This window comes from Alteromonas stellipolaris (assembly GCF_001562115.1).
In the GTDB taxonomy this organism is placed as follows: domain Bacteria; phylum Pseudomonadota; class Gammaproteobacteria; order Enterobacterales; family Alteromonadaceae; genus Alteromonas; species Alteromonas stellipolaris.
This window is the reverse complement of the sequence record NZ_CP013926.1, coordinates 2,155,205-2,179,210: the sequence shown is the minus strand read 5'-3', so window position 1 is coordinate 2,179,210 and position 24,006 is coordinate 2,155,205. Positions and strand designations below refer to the sequence as shown.

Genomic DNA, 24,006 nt, shown 5'->3' with positions numbered 1-24,006 from the left:
GATTAAACGGACAATAAAAAGTGTCCGATCGGACATGCTTGCTACTTGTAAGTTTAAAATAACTATATTAATCAGTTGTTTAATTTTTGGCACGCTATTCGTATTACTAGTTAAAACCTTCAACAAAAAAACTAGATGAACATGTTGCTTTTTCACTTTATCAGTCTGCCTATTTTTATCTTTATTATTGTAGTCTTGCTCGCTAATTTTGAGTTAGTGAATCATGAGGATGCCTTATGATTCAAGATACAAGTAGCCAAGATACCCTTGTTGAAACGAAATCATCGCGAAAAAAATGGGTGGGTGTCTCCGTCATCATCTTAATCGCGTGTGTCTTTGGATATTTATTCCTTTCTTCTAGCACTAACGCTGGATTATCTAGCAGTCGTGATTCGCTGAAATTCAGTGCAGTAACGAAAGGTAATTTAATCAGGGATATTGTCACCACTGGCAGAATAATCGCATCAAATGCCCCGCAGCTCTACAGCCCTGAGCAAGGCTATGTCCTACTAAAGGTTAAGCCAGGTGATTCGGTAGAAAATGGGGATATTGTAGCAATAGTCGATTCTCCTGAATTACAGAATACTATGAAGCAAGAGCAATCTGCGCTAGCAAGCTTGCAAAGTGATCTTGCTAGGCAAGAGCTCGATGTACGTAGACAGGCACTTTTATTAAATAAACAAGCTGATATTGCCAACGTTGAATTGGTCGCTGCTCAGCGAGAAGAAAAAAGAGCAAAACTGTCTATCAAAGACCACCTCATTAGCCAGATAGATTTAGAAGAGGCACTAGACAATCTAGCTAAGGCAGAAGTGACTTATAAGCACGCCATTAGCGAAATTGAATTAGCAACAGATACGTTAGCTTTTGAGCTAAAGACTACGAAGGAGAAGGTTGCCAGGCAAGCTCTGGTTGTTGATGACCTTACCCGCCAACTTGCTGATTTAACTATTAGAGCGAGCGTGTCAGGTGTCGTGGGGAACGTGTTAATTCAGCCGAATGCACTTGTTGCGAAAAATGAGCCATTAATGAAATTGGTAGATTTAACTGCTTATGAAGCCGAGCTCAACGTTGCTGAGAGTTACGCAAATGAGCTGGGATTAGGGATGAGTGTTGAGTTAAAAGTGGGTGTCCAGAAAGTGATTGGCAAACTGGTTTCAATATCCCCAGAGGTAGTCGATAGACAGGTTACTGCAAGAGTGCGCTTTCCTGAAAATAGTGTGCAGTCAATTCGTCAGAACCAACAGGTGTCAGCACGAATATTGTTAGAGAACAAAAGGGATGTACTTAAGGTAGATCGTGGGAGCTTCCTTCAAGCCGGCGGCACCACAGCTTATCTAGTCACCGGCGACCTTGCAGAGCGAATCGACATTCAGATTGGTGCAACCAGCATTCGAGAAGTCGAAATCCTCAGCGGCTTGCAAGAAGGCGATGAAATAATAGTTTCAAATTACGAACAGTTTAATCAAGCGGCTACAGTACTTCTGCGCTAATAAAAAGGATAAATAGCAATGTTGACCATGAATAACGTAAGCAAAATATACCAAACGAACAGCGTACAAACCCATGCACTAAGAGACTTTTCCTTAACCGTTAATGAGGGGGAGTTTATCGCCGTTACTGGGCCTTCTGGCTCTGGGAAAACAACGTTTTTAAACATAGCTGGTTTGCTCGAACCGTTTACCACAGGGCAATATACCTTAGACGGTGTCGATATCGGCGGGCTTTCTGACAATGAAACTGCTGACCTAAGAAATCAGAAGATTGGGTATATATTTCAGGGGTTCAATTTAATACCTGATTTGAATTTATATGAAAATGTTGAAGTGCCCCTGCGTTATCGAGGCATTGCCGCTAAAGAACGTAAAATTAGAATTGAACAATGTTTAGAGCAAGTTGGACTAGCCAGCAGAGCGAAACATTTACCCCAACAGTTATCTGGCGGGCAGCAGCAGCGTGTGGCAATAGCACGCGCTCTTGCGGGCAAGCCTCGTTTCTTACTTGCCGATGAACCTACGGGAAATCTGGACAGCCTTATGGCACGCCAAGTCATGGAGCTACTGGAAGAAATAAACAAAAATGGCGCAACAATTGTGATGGTAACTCATGATGCAGAATTGGCCCGCCGAGCGCCTAGAAATATTCAAGTGGTAGACGGGCAGTTAGCCGACTTTACGTTGTATCAAGGTAAACCGACAGTAGCAGCCACCCGCAACGATGAAACCGTTGTTGCGTCAGGAGTATAATATGTTCTTCCATTATATCGATTTGAGTTGGCGAAGTATTAAACGCACGCCTGTCATTAGTTTTTTGATGGTGCTCGCCATTGCTATTGGTATTGGACTGACTATGACAAGTCTGTCGGTTTACCACATGATGTCGATGGATCCCATTCCCCACAAAAGTGGCGCTATTTTTTATCCGCAGCTGAATATCATGGACGATGGCAATGAGTGGCATTCATCTGACAATCTACCTTATCAACTGACCTATCAGGATGCCGTGAACCTCTACAACGCAGATGTTCCAGTACCTAAGTCGCCGAGCTTTAGAAGTGGCTTCTCTGTGCATCTTAATTCGCCTGACGTGAAACCTACTATGGAGCCCGCGCGATTGGTGAATAGCGAGTTCTTCACTATCTTCGACCGACCTTTTATTTATGGCGCCCCATGGTCCTTAAACTCACAAGACACCCACGAGTATGTAGTAGTGATCTCGGAAAAAATAAACAACCGTTTATTTGCGGGTGAAGATTCGGTTGGTCAACATATTTATCTTGACAATAATAGTTACCGAATTGTGGGTGTCACAGCGAATTGGGATCACCATGTAAAGTACTACGACGTGAACAACGGTGCGTTTAATTCCTCTGAACAGCTCTATATTCCTTTTGGCATTGGCGCGCTAGAAGAAATTACCACATGGGGAAACTTAAACGGCTGGAAGCATGAGGGGATGAAAAACTATCAAGACTTAATGCATTCAGAGCACGTATGGCTTCAATTTTGGGTTCAACTGAACACGGAAGAAGAGAAGCAACAGTTCGCCAATTTCCTAATGACCTATATGGAAGATCAAAGAGAAAAAGGGCGATTTAACCGAGAAGCGTTGGAATACAAGCTTAGAAACGTGACGGAATGGCTGGAGTACAACTCAGTCGTATCTGAAGATAACCGTATTCTGGTGGGGTTGAGTTTTATGTTCCTATTAGTGTGTGTGTCCAACATTTTAGGGTTACTGCTGGCGAAGTTTTTAAAGCGAGCGCCAGAGGTGGGTGTCCGAAGAGCACTAGGTGCCAGCAAGCGTCATATATTTGCCCAGCATATTGTTGAAGTATCAGTGATTGGATTAGCTGGCGGCTTGTTAGGTATTGTGATTGCGCAAATTGGTTTATGGGGAATTCGCGTGACCAACAGCTATTATGATGCCTTAGCAACTATGGATGTCTCAATGTTGCTCGCTGCGCCAATTATTGCCCTTGTGGCCAGTTTCTTGGCTGGACTGTATCCAGCATGGTTAGTGTGCAGAACACAACCCGCTATCTACTTAAAAAGCCAATAGGGAGCAAGCTATGTTAGACATTAAACCTATCTTCAACGCAATACGCCGCTCTAAAATTGGTGCTGTGCTTTTATTACTTCAAATTGCGCTTACTATGGCGATTGTTAGCAACGCGGCATTTATGATTAACGATCATGTTTCATATCTTCGCGAAGATACAGGGTTCCCAGAAAAGGAAATCTTTAGCTTGTCGGTTATGACATTTGGAAAAGACCGCTCTCTCAGTCAACAAGCCGAACTCGATGAAACAATGATTAGAAGCCTTCCTGGCGTAATTGACGCCAGTTTAATTCAAGCCATACCCTTGTCAGGTGGTGGTTCTTCATCATCAGTGCGTTTGAAGCCATCTCCAGAGAAATCTAAATCCATTAGCGTGCCTTACTATTATATGGATGAGCACGGCTTAAATACTTTTGGTATAAAACTACTTGAAGGGCGTAACTTTAGGCCTGAAGAAGTTATCGTTGGCAATGATTTCAGCGGTAATGGCCCCAATACGAGTATAGTCTCTCAAGCCCTCGCTGATGCACTATTTTCTGATGGCGGTGCACTAGGTGAAACGGTTTATCTTAAAAATAGACCCCTTGAAATTATCGGTATTGTAGGAACAATGAAAAGCCCTTGGCCCAATGGTATGCGTGATAAAAACACGGCTATTGTACCGTTTATGGATGTGCAAAATTATCAACATATTCTAGTTCGAACGGATAAAACTGAAAGAGCTAATATCATGGCAAATATTGAACAGAATATGTTGGACGTTTACGATAAACGGGTCATCATTAATGTCGATGGGTTAGATAAAACCAAAGAAAACTATGACGCCACTGATGTGCTCATGATGCGTATGTTAATTGTATTGGTTGTTATTCTTTTACTGGTGACTGCACTTGGCATATTCGGGCTCACGCAATTCAATATTAGTAAACGCACAAAGCAAATTGGAACCCGACGGGCCTTAGGGGCAAGAAAGTCTGCTATCGTAAGGTATTTTTTAGTCGAAAATACCATGGTATGTATAGCGGGCTTACTGATAGGGGGAATAGCAGCAGTGGTTTTAGGTGATGTGATGATGAAATCCTACTCTATTTCATCATTAGAACCAGAATTCATCCTCGGTACTGCCGTGTTTATTTTTGTAATGAGCATAGTCGCCGTTATTTTTCCTGCTATGCGGGCCGCTAATATTTCCCCCAGTATTGCTACTCGTAGCATATAAGCCGTATTTAAGAAGTGTAGACATGACAAAAGTGTTAATTGTTGATGACAACGCCGCCGTATTAGAGGCGTTGTCATTATTGCTAGAAATTCATGGTTACGATGTGGTGACAGCCACCACGCCAAAAGCGGCGCTACAAATAGTTAATTACCAAGCGATTGGGTTAGTGCTGCAAGATATGAATTTCAGTGCAGACACCACCTCTGGCGAGGAAGGGCGCGAGCTCTTCTTTGCACTTCGTGAGCTAAACCCGCTATTACCCATTATTCTCATCACAGCGTGGACGGAATTAGAACAAGCAGTAGAGTTGGTAAAAGCGGGAGCGGCAGACTACATCCCAAAGCCTTGGGATGATAGCAAGCTTATTACTACCATTAAAAACCTTGTGGCGTTAGGGCAGGCCGTTAGCCAAAATAAAGTATTGAAGCAACAAGCGGCAAATTTTGACAAAACACGCCAGGCAGCAGTAAGTATTGGATTAGTGTACGAAAGTGCAGCCATGCAGCGGGTGGTAGATATGTCGGTGCAGGTGGCTAAATCAGATGTGCCTGTTCTAATTACTGGGCCCAATGGGAGTGGTAAGGAAAAAATTGCTGAACTCATTCAGTCTCAATCACCGCTTAATCAGTCGGCATTTGTAAAGGTAAACGCGGGAGCCCTTCCTCAAGAGCTTATTGAAGCAGAGCTATTTGGCGCAGAAGTGGGGGCATTTACCAGCGCTAATAAAACGCGAATTGGCCGTTTTGAAGCCGCCAACCAAGGCACTTTGTTTTTAGATGAAATTGGCAACTTGCCTTTGTCGGGCCAAGTTAAATTATTGCGGGTATTGCAAACCGGTGAATTTGAAAAACTGGGCTCGGTGAAAACACAAAAAACTGACGTAAGAATTATATCGGCTACCAATTCTGATTTAACCCGCGATATCGCCAACGGTGCATTTCGCGAGGACTTGTTTTATCGATTAAATGTTATTGAAATTAATGTGCCGCCGCTCAATGAGCGAGGTGACGATGTGTTGGCCTTAGCCAAGCATTTTTTGCCTGGTCGAGATATTAGCCTTACTGGGCAGCAAGCACTGCAAGCCTATGCGTGGCCAGGAAATGTACGTGAGCTTGAGAATGTGTGTCGACGAGTTAGTATTTTGCACCCAGATGGTACCCTTGATGCTGAAGATTTTGGTTTACCCTTTGTAAATGGGGATTCGAATACCGAGCCCAACCGGGGAAAAGAACCCAGCAAGTTAGAGATAGAGGCGGCGCTTACAGAATTTAACGGCACAATATCTAAAGTCGCAAGGTACTTGGGGTTATCAAGGCAGGCCCTTTACCGCAGATTAGATAAATACGGAATTGATTATAAATCGTGAGGTTAATTAAAAATAAGATTCTAGTAGCTGCGCTTTGCGCAACAGCTATCGGTATGTCGCCTATGTTGTATGTAAGCGACTTGTTGGTTGTTCAAAAAACGCTGCTTGTCATCACGTCTTTGTGCTTGTGCGCAACTGCAGTGAAAGTCTGTACTGCGCAAATAACTAATCAATTGGATGCCCTCGAAATAGGCTTGCTCAATTTTAAAGACGGTGAATTTTCATCAACACTGGCTTGTAAAACGAATGATGAGTTTGAAACCTTATGCCAGCTTTATAACGATACCGCAGAAACCCTTCGCCGAGAAAAACAGTGGTTGTATCAACGAGAGCTAATGTTAGACAAAGTGCTGCATAGTTCACCTGACGTTTTATTACTAGTAAACGATCAGATGCATGTAGTGCTGAGTAACCGCCAAGCCTGCGAGTTTTTCCACCCAACAAGTAAAGTGAAGGATAGTGCCTCACAGGCAAATAATGCCAGTAGGGTAGGTGCGAACAGCTTGGGTGAGAAAAGCATGGGTACCAGAAGCTTAGAGGGTTACACCCTTGGTACGTTACTTAAAAATAAACCTGATACGCTTAAAGATGTTTTGTTAGAAAATCGAGAAGGCCTATTTACTTTGCCGCAAGATGCCAGCGGTATTCAAACATGGCATATGGCTACCGGAACCTTCTTACTTAATAACCAAACTCACCGATTGTATATTCTTAAGCAAATGACTCGAGAGCTTAACCGACAAGAAGTGTCGGTTTGGAAAAAAGTAATAAGGGTAATTAGTCACGAGCTGAATAATTCCCTAGGGCCTATTTCTAGCCTATTGCATAGCGGTCAAATAGTGGGGCAACAAAACGGAGATACTCGTCTGGTGCGTGTATTCCATACCATCGAAGAGCGTATTGCCCATTTAAATCAGTTTGTCCAAGGGTATGGAAGGTTTGCCAAATTGCCTCCGCCGGTTTTGGCAACAATTGATTGGGATAAAATAACGGCGCAACTCAGCAATCAATGTGATTTCACGTTAACCATGCCAGAAGCTGTCGAGGTGAAAGCCGATGCAGTCCAAGTAGAACAGCTATTAATTAACTTACTGAAAAATGCCCATGAGTCGGGAGGAAACCCACAGGATGTGGAGCTCGTTATCAAGCAAACGGCCTCTCAAGTGATTATAGAAGTCCTCGATAGCGGAAAAGGCATGACGGATAGCGTAATGACAAATGCGCTGGTTCCTTTTTATTCCACTAAGGCGAATGGAAGTGGATTGGGGCTGGCGCTATGCCGAGAAATTACCGATGCGCATAATGGCCATTTAGTGATTCAAAACCGAAAAGACAAGGGATTATGCGTACGTTTTATTATTGATAAAACAACAAAGTAATAGAAAAAAAGAGGGGAACAGACGGGCGTCTGTTCCCCTTACGACGCTAAGCCAAGACCGTTTTTAACCTACGTCGAACAGGCATGTACAATGTATTGCAAATGAGAATGATTTGCAATGTCATTTTGAATTATTTTTGATTTATTTCTATATTGATCTCGATCAACTTCTCTAGAACCCTTTTATTTACCGCATTTCAGACTTGATCTAGATCACAAACCCTCCCCAAGAAATCGCTATCATTAACTTATTAACCCTGTGAGGAGAAACACTATGTTACTAAGTATGATTTCAGATCCCGTTGTATGGGGCTCGCTTTTAGGTATCAGTATAATTATTGGAATGGGCGTGTTTTACACATACATGTTTATGCACAACAGCGCAGAGCTTGATAAGTAGGCAGGGCTTTAGCCTGGAGCATTGTCCCTTAGGTCAAGAACCCTCAGTAAACAGGACTAAGTTTGCTATCGCTTATATTCTGGCGTGGGCACATCTAGCAAAACAAGCAATGCTGCTTGTCCGCCGTATTCAAGGGGCGCTTGGTGGAATGCATTCACGTGGGGATGCTGTATTAAGTAGTGGGGAAGCGCGTTTTTTAATACGCCTTGCCCAAACCCGTGCATAATAGAAACACAGTCTACCGACGCTTTGCGGGCGGCATAAATTAATGAGGCTATTTCGGTTTTTGCCATTTCTCGGGTCATACCATGTAAATCGAGCAAAAACTCAGGGGAATAGTCTCCTCGTCTAAGCTGCTTTAGTACATGCGTCGGCACGCCTTCTCGGCAATACCGCATGGGTCCATCTTGTGGAAGTACGGCTTGGTACATATCTGAAAAGCTGAAACTCGCCGCTACCTGCTTACTGCCTTTAAGGTGTTTAACCCCTGCCATTTGTTTTTTCTTTTCAAGAGCAACCTTCTTATTCGGTACAATCTTGTCCTGCTCAATGGGCTTTACACCTTGCATAGCATCAGCAAATGAGAAGGTGTCTTCAATCACTTTGGGCTTCTCAGTGCCTTTTTTCATGGCTTTTAGTTCTTTTTTAAATGCTTTCATTATGAACCGATATGCAAATTAACGTGGGCGCAGGCGTTATCTTTGGGTATGATACCAGCTTTCATATTCCTGATGTACCCAAGCTCTTATGACCGACAAGTTTTACTTAGAAGAAGCCATCGAAGATTTACACAGCATACTTGATATGATTCGGTGGGCTACCAGTCGATTTAACGACGCCGCCCTCTATTTTGGTCATGGTACCGATAACGCTTGGGATGAAGCATTGAGCCTTACTATGCAAGCGCTGCACTTGCCGCATTCGTTGTCTGAGCATGTTGGCGACAGTATGTTGTCATCACGACTTACAAAAAGTGAGCGGGAAAAAATTGCTGAGCTTGTTTTAAAACGTGTGCAAACTCGTATGCCACTGCCTTACATTACCAACGAAGCTTGGTTTTGCGGCATGCCATTTTACGTTGATGAGCGCGTGCTTATTCCTCGCTCTCCGTTTGCGGAACTGATTCAAAATAACTTTGAGCCCTTCGTTAAAGAAGCACCGTCACATATTTTAGATATGTGTACCGGTGGTGGTTGTATTGCGATTGCGCTTGCGCATGCGTACCCCGACTCACAGATTGATGCGGTAGATATAAGCGAAGATGCTCTTGAAGTGGCTGATATTAATATTCAAGAGCATCAACTCAGTCACCGTGTTTACCCCATTCATTCTGATTTATTTACTAATTTAACCGGGCAGAAGTACGATTTAATTGTATCAAACCCACCTTATGTTGATGCTGAAGACATGGCCGACTTACCTGATGAATATCATCATGAGCCAGAGCTTGCATTAGCGGCCGGCGATGACGGGTTAGAACTTGTGGATATTATGCTGCGTAAAGCACCACAATACTTAACCGACAACGGCTGGTTGTTCATTGAAGTAGGTAACAGCGAAGTGCACATGGACACTCGCTTCCCAGGCCTTGAAGTCATTTGGCTTAGCTTTGATAATGGCGGGCAGGGGATATTTGCCGTGAACAACACAACATTAAAAAACTATTTTAACAGCAAGGATTAATTCTAGATTATGTCAGGCAACAGCTTTGGAAAACTCTTCACCGTTACTACATTTGGAGAAAGCCACGGTATCGCCATTGGTGGTGTTGTTGATGGTTGCCCTCCAGGCCTCACGTTAAGTGAAGCTGATTTACAGGGCGATTTAGACAGACGTAAACCTGGTACATCCCGTTATACCACCGCCCGTCGTGAAGATGATGAAGTGCAGATTTTGTCTGGCGTGTTTGAAGGAAAAACCACGGGTACCAGTATTGGTTTGTTGATTAAAAATAAAGATCAACGCAGCCAAGACTACTCAAATATCGCTGACCGTTTTCGCCCAGGCCATGCTGATTACACCTACGATCAAAAGTATGGTTCTCGTGATTATCGCGGTGGTGGTCGTTCTTCTGCCCGTGAAACCGCGGTACGTGTTGCGGCGGGTGGTATTGCTAAAAAATATTTAAAAGAAGTACATGGCGTTGAAGTACATGGGTACCTTTCTCAATTAGGGCCAATTAGCGTTGAGAACGTTGATCATACAGTAACGAACACCAACCCTTTCTTTTGCCCTGATGAAAGCAAACTTGAAGCACTAGATGAATACATGCGCGAGCTAAAGAAATCTGGCGATAGCATTGGTGCTAAGGTTTCAGTAGTCGTTAAAAACGTTCCAGTGGGTTTGGGCGAGCCAGTATTCGATAGATTAGATGCCGACATTGCTCACGCGATGATGGGTATAAATGCAGTTAAAGGCGTCGAAATTGGCGATGGCTTTGAGGTTATCAACCAAAAAGGCAGTGAGCACCGTGACACGCTCTCACCCGAAGGTTTCCTATCAAACCATGCTGGTGGCGTTTTAGGCGGTATTTCAACAGGGCAAGATCTTGAAGTGCATATGGCACTTAAGCCAACCTCAAGTATTTCGGTGCCAGGCAAAACCATCAATAAGCAAGGCGAAGAAATTGAAATTATCACCAAAGGTCGTCACGACCCTTGCGTGGGTATTCGCGCAGTGCCAATTGCTGAAGCAATGATGGCAATAGTATTGATGGATCATTACTTACGTCACCGTGCACAAAACGCTTCTGTGGTATCGACGACGGCCCCTATCGCGGGTCAGGCAGGCAAAGCTGAATAAGCGCTAATAAAACGCAAACTAAGCGCTAAGTAAACAGCGCGTCAGTAAAAATAGTAACAACCCAATTTATTCCCTTCATACACCACAGGTAATATTACTTGTGGTGCTATCGCATACGGAGTTGTGCAGTGCCATTCGCTAATTTGCCTTTTGCTAACCATAAATCACTCATTGTTCTCGCCTTAACCTATTGGCTGTACTTTGGTCAATTAGGCGTGTTAGTTCCTTACTTGGGCATATTTCTTGATGGTCGTGGCTTTAGCTCTGCTGAAATAGGGGAGCTTTTCGCAGTGATAACCCTTGCCCGTATTTTAGGGCCTGGATTGTGGGCTGGCATTGCCGATAGAACCGGCAATGCGGTAAGTGTGTTGCGGCTAGGTAGCTTTCTTACGGTAGCCACCTTTTGTTCGGTATTCTTATTTGAAGGTTTTTGGGGGCTTACCCTTTCCTTCGGCTTAATGATGATGTTCTGGACTGCGGTTTTACCTCAGTTAGAGGTTATTACTATGAAGTCTGTAGTGGGAACTAAAGCCAGCTATGGACTTATTAGGTTGTGGGGAAGTATCGGCTTTATTTGCTTAACCGTCGGCGTAGGTAAAGCCTTAGACAGTTTTTCTACTGAAACGCCTGTAATCGTGAGTGTAGGCGTACTATTACTCTTGTTCGTGACCACGTTATATATTCAAGCTCCGAAAGCGAGTGCCGAGAAACACACAGCTACTGGAAGCATTTGGCAGTATGCCAAACAGCGCCCTTTTGTGGTTTTTATTTTTGCTTCAATATGCTTACAAATTAGTTTCGGTGCCTATTACGGCTTTTTTGCGTTGTACATGCGCGACTTGGGCTACAGCGGTCAGCAAACGGGTTTATTCATCGCTCTTGGTGTATTGGTAGAAGTGGTTATTTTTCTTATTGCCAGCCGTTTAACTGCACGTTTTGGCGTATGGAATTTGCTGTTTGCCAGTTTGCTATTAACAGCACTGCGTTGGTATGCGTTAGCGGCAGCGGCCGATAATATGGCGGTGATATTACTCAGCCAAGTGATTCATGCATTAAGCTTCGGATTGACCCATGCGGTATCGGTACACTTTATCCACCAGTTTTTACCACCGGCATTCCACAGCCGAGGTCAAGCTATCTATATTAGTGTAGCCTTTGGATTTGGTGGCGCATTTGGTAATTACATGGCAGGGCAGCAATGGAACCAAGGCGCCAATGCTTACGAAACTTTTGCCACCGCCGCGGTGTTCTCTGCGATAGGGGCGATTTCCTTGTTTTTCTGTAAGCGCAAGCAACTTATGTAGATGGTTTCTTCCTTGTAAAGCTTGTTTCATTAAAGCTTTTGTCCAAACCTACCTTAGTTAAGATAACCAGCTATACTGAATCAAACGTGAAGTGATACTAGTATGAAAATTAAAAAGCGTCATGCTGTAATAGCTAGCAGTATCTTTACCTAAATTGATTTACACGCGTTGACGTTAGCATTCTCATTATATTAATTGAGGGGTGTTTGCATGAATCCACGCTCTGAAGTGGTGTGTAGTAAAAAATTTCCCCACGCGGCTTACAGCATCGAGATTGTTGGCTCTACACTTATTAGTGAATTAGATGGCCAGTGGTCTACTGAAATATCGAATAGTTACATTACCGATGTTAAACAAGAGGTTGCCTCAAGATTTAACATGCATTGGCTACATATCGTGCTGTTAGATAAGTGGGATTTAACCACCTTTGATGCAATGGATAAGTTCACCCAATACGGAATATGGTGTTACGAAAAGGGCGTTAAAGCAACGTTTTATGTATATCAAACTAATCCAGTCAAGCGCTACCAGCTGGCTACAATGTTGCCCGAACGAGCCAAGAATTACGTAAGCTTTCACGTGGAAAGCATCGATGACGCATTTCTCTACGCTTCTCAAAACGGCTTTTTAGAGGAGCCTAAACCCAATCAAACGATTAAGACACTGAATGGCTAACATACTCATACGATTGCTTTAGCGCTTTAGGCTCTGGAAGTAAGATTTAAGAGTGTGCATTTAGCTGACGCCCCCAAATAACAGAAGGCGTAAAGTGCAATTACTTACTGGTTCGGCACTCGGCCAGTAGAGTAGGAAGCCCCGCACTATTTTCTTGTTCAAGTCTTACATCAAACTTCCACAATCTATGAAGATGACGCATAACCTCACCCTTGGAGTTTCCTAATGGAATATTATGTTGAGGAACGTAGCGAAGGGTTAAAGATCTATCACCTCTTACATCAACGTTATATACCTGAATATTAGGTTCTAAATTACTCAAATTATATTGGGCAGAGAGTTTTTCTCTAATAGTCCGATAGCCGTTCTCATCATGAATAGCGCTCACACTCACATAGGAATTGCTCGCGTCGTCCTCCAAAGCAAATAATTTAAAATCTCGCATTAACTTGGGTGATAAAAACTGACTGATGAAGCTTTCATCTTTAAAGTTGTGCATGGCGAAATGCACAGTTTCAAGCCAATCTTTACCTGCGATAGTCGGTAAGTATTCATAGTCTTCTTTGGTGGGAGATTGGCACACCCGTTTGATATCCATAAACATGGAAAACCCTAGCGCATAAGGGTTAATACCAGAATAGTAGGGGCTGTTGTAATCGGGCTGCATCACCACACTGGAATGACTGTGCAAAAACTCCATCATAAAACGGTCGCTGACCAATCGCTCATCATACATTTTATTTAAGATATGGTAATGCCAAAAACAGGCCCAGCCTTCGTTCATCACTTGGGTTTGTTTTTGTGGGTAGAAGTACTGGGACACCTTGCGCACAATGCGTACAATTTCGCGCTGCCATGGTTCTAATAAAGGCGCATTTTTTTCAATGAAATACAGCAAGTTTTCTTGCGGCTCTGAAGGGAAACGTAGAATATCTGTGTCTTTGCTTTTAGGGTTGCTCGGTAAGGTTCGCCACAGTTCATTAACTTGTGATTGCAAGTAGCGGGCACGTTCTTTCTGGCGGCTTTTCTCCTCCTGAAGCGATATCTTTTGTGGCCTTTTGTACCTATCCACGCCGTAATTCATTAAAGCATGACAAGAATCAAGAATGTTCTCAACTTCCTCTACCCCGTGTTTTTGCTCACATTTTGCTATGTATTTCTTGGCAAACACTAAGTAGTCGATAATTGAACTGGCGTCTGTCCAGGTTTGAAAAAGGTAGTTACCTTTAAAAAATGAGTTGTGGCCATAGCATGCATGAGCCATCACTAACGCCTGCATAGTAATGGTATTTTCTTCCATCAAGTACGCTATGCAAGGGTCGGAATTAATCACAATTTCATAGGCCAATCCCATTTGACCTCTGCGGTACTGTTGTTCAGTTTGAATAAACTTTTTACCAAACGACCAATGGGTATAGTTTAGTGGCATACCTATACTGGCATACGCGTCCATCATTTGTTCAGCAGTTATAACTTCAATTTGGTTAGGGTAAGTGTCTAGCTTAAAATCTTTAGCAATGCGGTCTATTTCTGTTTCATACTCGGTCAGTAACGAAAACGTCCAATCTGGACCATCATCTAATTTATGTTTTTGACGCGCTTCACTTAAAGACATGGGCTAACCTCCTTGCGTACTTAACTGCTCAGTACGCTTAAATATTTCTCTGAATACAGGGTAAATATCATCCGGTGTTTGAATGTGTTTACATACTAAGTTGTCGTAAGACTGACTTACCTTTTCGTATTCTCGCCAAAGGGTTTGGTGTTGGCGTTCGGTTATTTCAATATAGGCAAAGTAACGGGTGGCGGGTAATAGGTTATTGACTAAAAGTGAACTACATAAAGGTGAATCATCAGCCCAGTTGTCTCCATCCGATGCTTGGGCCGCGTAGATATTCCAATTGCCGTCGCTGAACCGTTCTCGCACAATTTCATCCATTAGCTTCAGTGCGCTAGAAACTATGGTGCCGCCGGTTTCTTGTGAATAGAAAAACTCTTGCTCGTCGACTTCTTTCGCTTGAGTATGATGGCGAATATACACCACCTCTACATTTTCGTAGGTACGGGTTAAAAACAAATACAGCAAAATGTAAAAGCGCTTGGCCACATCTTTGGTCGCTTGATCCATAGAGCCTGAAACATCCATTAAACAAAACATTACCGCTTTGCTCGTCGGGATAGGGCGCTTGTCGTAATTTTTAAAACGTAAATCGAAGGTGTCGATAAAGGGGACTCTAGCGACTTTAGCTTTAAGTAGTGCGAGTTCTTTTTCAATTTCTTCAATTGCGAGCGCATTGTCAGAAGACGCAGCAACTAACAAGGCTAACTGTTCTTCTAACTCTCTAATACGCTTACGGGTTGAACCGGTTAACGCAATTCGTCTCGCCACCGAGCCTTTAAGAGAGCGAACAATGTCTAAGTTACTCGGCACACCGTCAGTTTGATAGCCAGCACGATAGGTTTCATGTTGAATCACTTTATCAAACTGATTTTTCTTTAAATTGGGCAGCGCTAAGTCGTCGAATAAAATATCTAAATATTCATCTTTTGAGATAGAAAATACGAATTCATCTTCTCCCTCACCGCTATTACCCGCTTCCCCTTCGCCAGAGCCTTGACCTGCGCCACCGGGGGGGCGGTCAATTTTATCACCTGCAATAAACTGGTCATTGCCTGGGTGGACGATGTCCCGCTTGCCCCCTTTTCCTGTGTGAAATACAGGTTCGGAAATATCGCGAGTAGGAATACTTACCTGCTCGCCCGAGTCTAGGTCGGTAACAGAACGTTTACCAACGGCATCAGTAACAGCACGCTTTATCTGCTGTTTGTAGCGTTTAATAAAGCGCTGTCTGTTTACCGTGCTTTTGCCTTTACTGTTAAGTCTTCGGTCGATGAAATGCGCCATAACCACCTGCTTGTCATAGGGTGAACCACGAGTAAATAGCCCATTATGAGGCTTTACGAACTCGTAAATACCACTCACACAATAGTCTGACTTGCTTTTGTGTATAGCCTTTTTCCGTCATTCGATTCACAAAGTCGTCATGCTTTTTCTGTTCGTCGGCCGACCCTTTGGTATTGAACGAAATAACTGGCAGCAAATCTTCCGTGTTGGAAAACATTTTCTTTTCAATCACAGTGCGTAGTTTTTCATAACTCGTCCACGATGGGTTTTTGCCACCATTGTTGGCCCGTGCGCGAAGTACGAAATTCACAATCTCGTTACGGAAGTCTTTAGGGTTGCTAATTCCCGCAGGCTTTTCAGTTTTCTCAAGTTCAGCATTTAGCGAAGCGCGGTCAAAAAGTTGACCGGTTTCAGGGTCACGATATTCCTGATCTTGGATCCAAAAATCTGCATAGGTTACATAGCGGTCAAAAAGATTCTGCCCGTATTCTGAGTAAGATTCCAAATACGCGGTTTGAATTTCTTTACCGATAAACTCAACATATTTTGGTATGAGGTAGCCTTTTAAAAATTCTAAATATTGCTCACTTAAATCAGGCGGAAATTGTTCACGCTCAATCTGTCTTTCAAGCACATAGAACAAATGGACAGGGTTGGCCGCAACTTCTTGATGATCGAAGTTAAATACACGGGATAGTATTTTAAACGCAAAGCGGGTAGATAACCCTTCCATGCCTTCATCTACGCCGGCATAGTCGCGGTATTCTTGGTACGACTTAGCTTTAGGATCGGTATCTTTTAAGCTTTCGCCGTCGTACACCCGCATTTTTGAGAACAAACTTGAGTTTTCTGGTTCTTTCAATCTTGAAAGCACAGTGAACTGCGCTAAGCATTCAAGGGTATCTGGCGCGCACGGTGCCCCTTTAAGTTCACTGCTATCTAGCAGTTTGCGGTAAATATGTATCTCTTCGCTTACTCGTAAGCAGTAAGGTACTTTTACAATATAAACTCGATCTAAGAAGGCTTCGTTATTTTTGTTGTTTCTAAAGGTTTGCCACTCTGATTCATTTGAGTGAGCTAAAATCAGGCCATCAAAAGGCAACGCTGAAAAACCTTCGGTAGGGTTATAATTGCCTTCTTGGGTGGCAGTAAGCAGCGGATGTAGCACTTTAATAGGTGCCTTAAACATTTCTACGAACTCCATTAAGCCCTGATTCGCTTTACACAGTGAACCTGAGTAGCTGTAGGCATCTGGGTCGTTTTGTGCGTATTGCTCTAACCGGCGAATATCTACCTTACCTACCAAGGCTGAAATATCTTGGTTATTCTCATCGCCAGGCTCAGTTTTCGCAATACCCACTTGATCGAGCACAGAAGGGTAAACACGCACTACTTTGAATTTTGTAATGTCACCATTGTATTCATGCAAACGCTTGCGCGCCCACGGGGACATAATGGTTTTTAGGTAGCGTTTAGGGATGCCATATTCTTGCTCAAGTAGATGGCCATCTTCTTTGGCGTCGAATAAGCAGAAAGGATGGTCATTTACCGGAGAGCCTTTAATGGTATAAATCGGCACATGTTGCATTAGTTCTTTTAAACGTTCAGCTAACGACGATTTACCGCCCCCTACTGGGCCCAATAAATAGAGAATTTGTTTCTTCTCTTCTAACCCCTGTGCGGCATGTTTTAGGTAAGAGACTATTTGCTCAATAGCTTCTTCCATACCATAAAATTCATCAAACGCGGGGTAGCGAGATATAACGCGGTTTGAAAATATGCGACTTAGTGCGGGGTCCGTCGCGGTGTCTATCATTTGAGGCTCGCCAATGGCACTTAGCAATCGTTCAGCCGCATTTGCGTAAGCTGCTGCATCGTCCTTGCAAATCTCAAGAAACTCCTCAATGGTAAACTCTTCCTGCTTTCGTTCTTCGTATCGGTTTTGGTAATGTTCGAAAATACCCATAAATACCTCTTAAAAAAACGGTTGCCCGTAATTTCAGCTTAGTCGGTATTTAGAAATAGGAAACAAAAATCATAGTAAACTTTTGTATAGACGTGAAATGTTTGGTCTAACGAAAAATGGAATTTTTTCGTTTAAATAGAGTCAAATACACCCATTAGTATTACTTAAAAGTCTGTATATTATTTAATGATAGGCATAAAAAAACCCGCATCAGCGGGTTTTTAAAATTTATCTGAAAATGATTACGCGAAGTTCGCGCTAGCAAATTCCCAGTTAGCAAGTGCCCAGAAGTTTTCTAGGTACTTAGGACGCACGTTACGGTAATCAATGTAGTAAGCGTGTTCCCAAAGGTCAACAGTCAATACAGGCGTAAGCTCGTCACCAGAAATTGGTGTTTCAGCGTTACTTGTATTTACGATGTCTAGAGAGCCGTCAGCAGCTTTAACTAACCACGTCCAGCTAGAGCCAAAGTTGTTCACTGCTTTGTCATTGAATGCAGCTTGGAAATCAGCGAATGAGCCCCATTTTGCATTAATTGCATCAGCAAGTGCACCAGTAGGTTCGCCGCCGCCATTTGGGCTTAAGCAGTTCCAGTAGAACGTGTGGTTCCAAACTTGTGCTGCATTGTTGAAAACACCGCCTTCAGAAGACTTGATGATCTCTTCTAGGCTTTTGCTTTCCAAATCAGTACCTTCAACTAAACCATTTAATTTAGTAACGTAAGTAGCGTGATGCTTGCCGTAGTGATAGTCCAGCGTTTCAGAAGAAATATGCGGTTCAAGTGCATTTTTTTCGTATGGTAATGCTGGTAATTCAAAAGCCATATCGGTCTCCGTGTTGGTTTAATGTTTTTAAACAACGTTAATTTTAGCTCGCAATGCCTGTTCAACGAGCCTGTATAAATACTTTATCTAAGATGCTTATTTTATAATAGCAAAAGCATGCGGTAGATGTAGGGGCAAATTTGTATAACTCAATGACAAATTTATGAAAATTCTAAATTCTTGTCTAGTTATAATAATTGCCTTTCAAATCCCCTTATCGTGAAAGCGAGATGATGATGCGTATAGCCACTTCGCAAACGATAGAAACTGGGGTACTGATAGTAAGTAATATCAGCGTAAGATATAAGATCACTTTCATCTTACCAATACGACTAGGCTATATGAGATTATTGTCATCCACAATTGGTGTGAGCATCACAGGTCATATAAATACCTTTTTCAGGTGCGGTGAGTATAAACCCCCGCAAGAAACTATGATAATATTACCCTTGAATTCTACACGCTCATTCCCACTTATAGGGAATAACTTTTCCGCTGAGAGGACCTGATGGATAACACTGAAACACAATCCACCGTAGACAGAATTAAGCAACAAATTGAAGAAAACCCTATTCTTTTATATATGAAGGGTTCTCCTAAACTGCCAAGTTGTGGTTTTTCTTCACAAGCATCACAAGCACTAATGGGCTGTGGTGAACCGTTCGCATATGTAGACATTTTGCAAAACCCAGATATTCGCGCTGAATTACCAAAGTATGCGAACTGGCCAACTTTCCCACAATTATGGGTAGACGGCGAGTTAGTAGGTGGTTGTGATATCATTATGGAAATGTTTCAGCAAAACGAATTGCAGCCGTTAATTAAAGAAACGGCAGAAAAACACAAGACTGAAGAATAAGATTAGAAAGCCGGCAATTAGCCGGCTTTTTTGATTAAAAACCCGCAAAATTACACCACTTTCAATTCCCGTAAATACTAATAGACAGACCAGAAAACAAAATCCTCTATGGTCTGAAAATAAATAATTATTTTGTGCAAAAACGTTTGTTTTATAGGAGTTTACATCTTATAAAAAACGGGTGCTGACAAGTATATGGTCAGTGTTAAAGGTACAAAATAACTATCACTCGCTGCACTTATTACGTTCATTAAAGCGTAGAGGTGACAGGGGGAAAATCCCGGGAAACCACTATGAATACATCTTTGTCTTTATTGACCAAACACGTTCGAGGCGTACTTGCTGCGTCAGCGGCATTTTCTGTTATGGCCATCGCGCCAGTACATGCCCAAGAAGCGGCCGATGCTGCAGAAGCGAGCGCAGAAGATTATGAACAAATCGCTATTGTAGGTTCACGCGCAGCACCACGTTCTGTCGCTGAGTCTGCAGTACCTATCGATATCATCTCTGATGAAGAATTTAAAAATCAGGGTGCCACCGATGTTGTCTCTATGATGCAAACGGTAGTTCCGTCGTTTAACGTTAACGACCAGCCTATTAATGATGCATCTACCCTAGTTCGCCCTGCTAATCTTCGTGGTATGGCATCAGATCACACCCTAGTGCTAGTAAACGGTAAGCGACGTCACCGTTCTGCTGTAATCACATTCCTAGGTGGTGGCTTGTCTGATGGTGCACAAGGCCCTGATATCTCGGTTATTCCAGCAGCGGCTTTGAAACAAATTGAAGTATTACGTGACGGTGCTGCGGCGCAGTATGGTTCAGATGCTATTGCCGGTGTTATTAACTTCGTATTAAACGATGCGTCGGAAGGCGGTTCATTTGAAGCACGCTACGGCTCGTATTACGAAGGTGACGGCGACATGATTCAGTTGTCTGGTAATATTGGTATGCCTTTATCTGACAAAGGTTTCATTAACCTTTCTGCAGAATACCGAACTGCCGATGATACTTCTCGCAGTGTTCAGCGCGATGATGCGGCAGGCCTAGTGGCTGGTGGTAATACCTTTGTTGCCGACCCTGCGCAAATCTGGGGTTCTCCTGAAATTAAGCACGACTACAAACTATTCGCTAACTTAGGATTAGAGCTAAGCGATACCGCAGAAGCCTATATGTTCGGTAACTTCGCTGAGCGTGAAGTAGAAGGTGGTTTCTACTACCGTAACCCGCACACTCGTGGCGGTGTTTACGCGGCTGATGATGGCTCTTTGTTGGTAGGTGATTTAACTGATGATTTGTCAGGCAACTGTCCTACCGACATTATGCCTGGTGACAACGTGTTAACTAATGAACGTTACATCAATGAAGTGGCTAATAACCCTGATTGCTTCGCGTTCAACGAAATTTTACCAGGTGGTTTCACACCGCGTTTCGGTGGAACGGTCACCGATATGTCATTGGTATTTGGAACCCGTGGCGAGTTAGCGAACGACATCACTTACGATGTAAGCTTGAACTTGGGTGAAAACGAAGTTGATTTTGTTATCAGCAACACTATTAACCCTTCATTGGGTCCCGATACACCCTTCGAGTTTAGCCCTGGTCGTTACACGCAGTCAGAGCAAACCCTTGACGTAGATTTCACTAAACCTTTCGAAATTGGCTTATATGAGCCGTTATTTGTAGCAAGTGGTTTCCAATACCGTCATGAAAGCTACGAGAGTTTTGCAGGTGATACCGCATCTTACGAGATTGGTCCACTAGCCTCACAAGGCTTTGGCATTGGTTCAAATGGTTTCCCTGGTTTAGCGGCAAACAGCCAAGGTCTAGTGTCGCGTCATAACATCGCGTTCTACGTAGATGCAGAAGCGTACATCACTGAAACCTTCATGTTAGCCGGTGCTATTCGTTACGAAGATTACTCAGACTTTGGTGATACTACTAAAGGTAAAGTAGCATTCCGCTGGCAAGCACTTGAAAACATCGCATTCCGTGGTGCTTTCTCAACAGGCTTCAAAGCACCTACGCTGGGTCAAAGTAACGTTCGTAACGTAACAACTGCGTTTGGTACTGATGGCAAGCTTATTGACCGTGCTACGCTTCCTCCTACCGATCCTGTATCACAACTTAAAGGTGGTGAGCAGCTTACTCCGGAAGAATCTGAAAGTATCACGTTTGGTGTGGTAGCAGACTTTGATAACGGTTTGTTCATTACAGCTGATTACTACAACATCGAATTGACTGACCGAATCAGTACTGCTTCTGGTATTGCGCTTACTGATGAAGATATTGCGATTTTGCTCGATCAAGGTATTAGCGATGCATCTAGCTTCAGCGAAATTAGCTTCTTCACTAATGACTTCGATACGACTACTGAAGGTCTGGATGTTGTAGCAAACTACAGTATGGACATGTTTGAAGGCGAAACTAAGTTCTCGCTCGCGTACAACTGGACGTCCACCGAAGTAGATAGAGCATCTGATAATATTTCAGCTGAACGCATCCGCATGTTGGAAGATAACCTTCCGGCAGTACGCTACAGTGCAACAGCTAACCATACGAATGGTGACTGGCGCTTCCTAGCTCGCCTAAACTATTTCGGTAGCATCTATGAAGATCATCTAGATTCAGCACTACCTATCGATAAAGTAGGGTCTGAAATCACGATTGATTTGGAAATGGCTTATAACTTCACAGAAGAGCTGACCGTAACAGTGGGTGCGAAAAACGCGTTTGATGAGTACCCAGATGAAAACACACAATATGCAGGTATTGCAGGTTCATTGTATCCGACTACGTCTCCCATCGGTATCAATGGCGGTTTCTATTACCTGAGAGGTGTATACACTTTCTAAAAACGGAAACCAGGTAAAAGGAGGCGTTCGCCTCCTTTTATTTCTCTAAATGCTAAAAATATAAGATTTCATCGTGCAAGAAGACCAATTAATTGGCATGATGGTTCAATAACTGTAAGCAATTTGAAACACCTGCAAAATTTTAATATGACCAGAAAGTCGACAGTCACCGAATCCTTCTTAAAATATCGCGCAAAGCTAATGCGTGCGGTGAGTACTATTGTGGGTGCCGACGATATAGAAGACATCGTTCAAGAAGCATTCATAAAAAGTTATGAAGCTGAGATGAATCAAGAGATTCGCTTTGAACGCACATACATGCTGAAAACAGCACGTAACTTAGCATTAAACCATGTTGCCAGAGCCGAAAATAAAAATAATCAGCCTATTGATGACATGGACATTTTACCCCACGAACTGGTGGGTTATAGCCTAGAAAAAAATGTAGAAAGTAAGGAACGCTTCATCCACTTTTGCCGAGCGACAGATACGTTGTCTGCGGATGTTAAGCGGGTATTTTTACTTAAAAAAGTATATGGCATGCGCCAAAAAGACATCGCAGAACTCGTTGGTTTAAGCGAGAGTACGGTAGAAAAGCATGTCGCTAAAGGATTAATGTTGTGCTCGAAATATTTAGCCGAGCTATCTAAAGATGACGCCCCCGTGCGCACATCTCGTAATGCGACTCAGGACATAAGCCGTAGTTAACATGAACAATATTCGTCAGTTTTCCAGCAAAGAAGATATCCAAGAGCAAGCCTGCTTATGGATAAGCCGTCTCGATCGTGAACTTAGCGAAGACGAAAAAACACAGCTAGATGCGTGGCTTGCCGAAAGCCCAAATCATCGCAAGGCGCTTATGGAGGCCGCAAGCTTGTGGGATGACATGTCAGTACTTAACGAGTTAAGTGGCTTGTTTCCTCGTCATCAGAACAAAACCGAAACCAGAGCCCACAATCGCAATAACCGCCGTGAGGGCATAGTCACTCAAGCTCGCATGAGCGTAGCCGCCGCGTTTTTAGTGATGGCTATTGCGGTAGGTGTTGTGGTTGACCGTGTTTGGCTTGAAGAGCCAAATGTAGTGGCTCACATGTCTGAAAAAATTGAAACGGGTATTGGTGAGCAAAGAAACCTCGTGCTTTCTGATGGTTCCACATTACTATTAAACACAAATTCACGGGTAACCGTCGATTTTTCTAACGATGTGCGAAACATTGTCTTGCTAAAAGGCGAGGCGCATTTTGAAGTCGCGCACGATACCACCCGACCTTTCACCGTAACCGCGGGATATAATACGGTTACAGCGGTGGGTACTGCGTTTAACATGCAATATGTTGACGATAATGCCTTTGAGTTAGTGGTAACCGACGGAAAGGTATTAGTTAAAGACAGATTCAGTGCATTCAGTAGTAACCAATCATTGTTTTCCAAAGCACCCGTTGAAGGTGAAGGCCTGCTTATGTTTGCGGGTGAAAAAGCCACAGTTAAAGGCGATGTTGATGCCCGTGAAAGTTTATCGCAAAATGATATCGATGATGACTTAGCATGGCAGCAAGGCATGATTGTGTTTAAAGGTGAGCGCTTAGAAGCCGTGCTTGCTGAAATTGGCAGATATACGCAAGTACATTTCCAGATTTCTGACGAGTCACTTAAAAGCCGCCGTGTTGCTGGCTACTTTAAGGTGGGTGATATCGATGGCTTGCTAGCGGCCCTTAAAAACAGTTTTAATATTGAATACGAGAAAGTATCTGATACCAGTATTCAGTTATCGGTTTCCCGAGGCTAGTTTAAGCCTAGAGTAGGACCACTATAGAGCCATCAAAGTGCTAACTCGTAGATAACTCACGATTGATGGTCAAAAGCAATGCTTTAAGGTTAATGCTTGTCTTATA

20 protein-coding genes are annotated in these 24,006 nt (G+C 43.2%); 15 read left to right on the top strand and 5 right to left on the bottom strand.

Annotation, left to right across the window (positions count from 1 at the left end):
- Positions 1-236 precede the first annotated feature (236 nt).
- The 7 genes from AVL57_RS09210 (at position 237) to AVL57_RS21005 (ending at position 7,924) form a co-directional block, all read left to right on the top strand.
- Positions 237-1,493 (top strand): efflux RND transporter periplasmic adaptor subunit, encoded by a 1,257-nt coding sequence (locus tag AVL57_RS09210; protein WP_057793144.1) that lies wholly within the window; start codon positions 237-239, stop codon positions 1,491-1,493.
- An 18-nt stretch (positions 1,494-1,511) separates the two neighbouring features.
- Positions 1,512-2,246, top strand: a complete 735-nt coding sequence (locus AVL57_RS09205) for an ABC transporter ATP-binding protein (RefSeq protein ID WP_057793142.1) — start codon at positions 1,512-1,514, stop codon at positions 2,244-2,246.
- A gap of 1 nt (position 2,247) precedes the next feature.
- Positions 2,248-3,561 carry an ABC transporter permease gene (locus AVL57_RS09200; RefSeq protein ID WP_057793140.1) on the top strand — a complete coding sequence of 438 codons (1,314 nt, stop codon included), beginning with the start codon at positions 2,248-2,250 and terminating at the stop codon, positions 3,559-3,561.
- 10 nt (positions 3,562-3,571) lie between these two features.
- Positions 3,572-4,780: an ABC transporter permease gene (locus AVL57_RS09195; RefSeq protein ID WP_057793138.1), complete on the top strand. Its 1,209-nt coding sequence runs from the start codon at positions 3,572-3,574 to the stop codon at positions 4,778-4,780.
- Between the two features lie 22 nt (positions 4,781-4,802).
- Positions 4,803-6,146: a sigma-54-dependent transcriptional regulator gene (locus AVL57_RS09190; protein WP_057793136.1), complete on the top strand. Its 1,344-nt coding sequence runs from the start codon at positions 4,803-4,805 to the stop codon at positions 6,144-6,146.
- Entirely contained in the window at positions 6,143-7,525 is a 1,383-nt protein-coding gene (locus AVL57_RS09185) for a sensor histidine kinase (protein WP_057793135.1), read from the top strand. The genes AVL57_RS09190 and AVL57_RS09185 overlap by 4 nt, the downstream gene beginning before the upstream one ends.
- Positions 7,526-7,798: 273 nt before the next feature.
- Complete coding sequence (locus AVL57_RS21005; RefSeq protein WP_082604951.1) at positions 7,799-7,924, top strand: DUF3149 domain-containing protein; 126 nt, start codon at positions 7,799-7,801, stop codon at positions 7,922-7,924.
- A gap of 65 nt (positions 7,925-7,989) precedes the next feature.
- On the opposite strand, the gene smrB is transcribed toward AVL57_RS21005, so the two are convergent.
- Positions 7,990-8,583 carry an endonuclease SmrB gene (gene smrB, locus AVL57_RS09180; protein WP_061093583.1) on the bottom strand — a complete coding sequence of 198 codons (594 nt, stop codon included), beginning with the start codon at positions 8,581-8,583 and terminating at the stop codon, positions 7,990-7,992.
- Between the two features lie 88 nt (positions 8,584-8,671).
- On the opposite strand from smrB, the gene prmB reads away from it, so the two are divergent.
- The 4 genes from prmB to AVL57_RS09160 all read left to right on the top strand — a co-directional run bounded on the left by prmB (position 8,672) and on the right by AVL57_RS09160 (position 12,705).
- The gene (prmB, locus tag AVL57_RS09175) at positions 8,672-9,607 is read left to right on the top strand and encodes a 50S ribosomal protein L3 N(5)-glutamine methyltransferase (protein ID WP_057793133.1); all 936 of its coding nucleotides are present in this window, start codon (positions 8,672-8,674) and stop codon (positions 9,605-9,607) included.
- A gap of 9 nt (positions 9,608-9,616) precedes the next feature.
- Positions 9,617-10,726, top strand: a complete 1,110-nt coding sequence (gene aroC, locus AVL57_RS09170; RefSeq protein ID WP_057793131.1) for a chorismate synthase — start codon at positions 9,617-9,619, stop codon at positions 10,724-10,726.
- Positions 10,727-10,854: 128 nt separating this feature from the next.
- Positions 10,855-12,030: an MFS transporter gene (locus tag AVL57_RS09165; protein ID WP_057793129.1), complete on the top strand. Its 1,176-nt coding sequence runs from the start codon at positions 10,855-10,857 to the stop codon at positions 12,028-12,030.
- A 210-nt stretch (positions 12,031-12,240) separates the two neighbouring features.
- The gene (locus AVL57_RS09160; protein ID WP_057793126.1) at positions 12,241-12,705 is read left to right on the top strand and encodes a hypothetical protein; all 465 of its coding nucleotides are present in this window, start codon (positions 12,241-12,243) and stop codon (positions 12,703-12,705) included.
- Positions 12,706-12,805: 100 nt separating this feature from the next.
- Here AVL57_RS09160 and AVL57_RS09155 read toward each other — a convergent pair whose 3' ends face one another.
- The 4 genes from AVL57_RS09155 to sodB form a co-directional block, all read right to left on the bottom strand.
- On the bottom strand, positions 12,806-14,320 hold the full coding sequence (locus tag AVL57_RS09155; protein WP_057793124.1) for a SpoVR family protein: 1,515 nt from the start codon (positions 14,318-14,320) through the stop codon (positions 12,806-12,808).
- 3 nt (positions 14,321-14,323) lie between these two features.
- Entirely contained in the window at positions 14,324-15,610 is a 1,287-nt protein-coding gene (locus AVL57_RS09150) for a YeaH/YhbH family protein (RefSeq protein WP_057796284.1), read from the bottom strand.
- 43 nt (positions 15,611-15,653) lie between these two features.
- The gene (locus AVL57_RS09145; RefSeq protein ID WP_057793122.1) at positions 15,654-17,576 is read right to left on the bottom strand and encodes a PrkA family serine protein kinase; all 1,923 of its coding nucleotides are present in this window, start codon (positions 17,574-17,576) and stop codon (positions 15,654-15,656) included.
- 242 nt (positions 17,577-17,818) lie between these two features.
- Positions 17,819-18,400, bottom strand: coding sequence for a superoxide dismutase [Fe] (sodB, locus tag AVL57_RS09140; protein WP_013784978.1), 582 nt, complete (start codon positions 18,398-18,400; stop codon positions 17,819-17,821).
- Positions 18,401-18,908: 508 nt separating this feature from the next.
- Here sodB and AVL57_RS09135 point away from each other — a divergent pair.
- From AVL57_RS09135 to AVL57_RS09120, 4 genes are all read left to right on the top strand, one after another.
- Positions 18,909-19,259 carry a Grx4 family monothiol glutaredoxin gene (locus AVL57_RS09135; RefSeq protein WP_013784977.1) on the top strand — a complete coding sequence of 117 codons (351 nt, stop codon included), beginning with the start codon at positions 18,909-18,911 and terminating at the stop codon, positions 19,257-19,259.
- Between the two features lie 293 nt (positions 19,260-19,552).
- Positions 19,553-22,114 carry a TonB-dependent receptor plug domain-containing protein gene (locus AVL57_RS09130; RefSeq protein ID WP_057793120.1) on the top strand — a complete coding sequence of 854 codons (2,562 nt, stop codon included), beginning with the start codon at positions 19,553-19,555 and terminating at the stop codon, positions 22,112-22,114.
- Between the two features lie 147 nt (positions 22,115-22,261).
- On the top strand, positions 22,262-22,822 hold the full coding sequence (locus AVL57_RS09125) for an RNA polymerase sigma factor (protein WP_013784975.1): 561 nt from the start codon (positions 22,262-22,264) through the stop codon (positions 22,820-22,822).
- A gap of 1 nt (position 22,823) precedes the next feature.
- Positions 22,824-23,900 carry a FecR family protein gene (locus tag AVL57_RS09120; protein WP_057793116.1) on the top strand — a complete coding sequence of 359 codons (1,077 nt, stop codon included), beginning with the start codon at positions 22,824-22,826 and terminating at the stop codon, positions 23,898-23,900.
- Positions 23,901-24,006: the final 106 nt, after the last annotated feature.